General features: G+C 40.5%; 1 protein-coding gene. It reads left to right on the top strand.

The window, feature by feature from the left end:
* Positions 1–60: 60 nt before the first annotated feature.
* Positions 61–800 (top strand): tyrosine-type recombinase/integrase (locus H8S17_RS16235; protein WP_173690829.1); only part of this gene is annotated, 740 nt, incomplete at its 3' end.

Below are 800 nucleotides of genomic sequence, written 5' to 3'. Positions count from 1 at the left end.
TACACGCAAGAAGCATTTCATCAGTTCCGATTGTCTGATATCGAAAGGAGACACACGATTATGGCAAAAGGATCTGTAAGAAAAAAAGGAAAGAAATGGTACTACCGCTTCTATGTAGAAGATGCAAGCGGCAATCTAGTTCAGAAAGAATACGCTGGAACAGAAAGCAAAAGTGAAACGGAAAAACTGCTCCGTCAGGCAATGGACGATTACGAAAGCAAAAAATTCATTGCAAAGTCGGAAAATATTACAGTTGGAGAATTACTTGATATATGGGCAGAGGAAGAATTAAAGACCGGTACTCTCAGTAATGGGACAGTCCAGAATTACCTCGGTGCAATTACCAACATCAAGAAGCATCCAATTTCAGAGAGAAAGTTGAAAAATGTAACATCTGAGCATTTACAAGCCTTCTTCGATCTGCTTTCCTTTGGTGGCACTTATCCAGATGGTTCAGAAAGAAAAGGTTATAGCAAAGATTACATTCGTTCTTTCTCGGCAGTATTACAGCAGTCATTCCGGTTTGCAGTATCACCAAAGCAATATATCACTTTCAATCCGATGCAGTATATTAAGCTGAAATACCAGACGGATGAGGTTGACCTGTTTTCTGATGATGACATGGATGGCGATATACAGCCAATTCCACGAGAGGATTATGAAAGACTGATTGAATTTCTACAGGATTACAATCCACCGGCAATACTTCCAATCCAGATAGCTTATTATGCAGGACTTCGTATCGGTGAAGCCTGTGGTCTGGCATGGCAGGATGTAAATCTTGAAGAACAGTGCCTTAC

Origin of the sequence: Roseburia zhanii, from assembly GCF_014287635.1 — a bacterium.
Taxonomy (GTDB): Bacteria; Bacillota; Clostridia; order Lachnospirales; family Lachnospiraceae; genus Roseburia_B; species Roseburia_B zhanii.
This window is presented reverse-complemented; position numbering and strand designations above follow the sequence as displayed.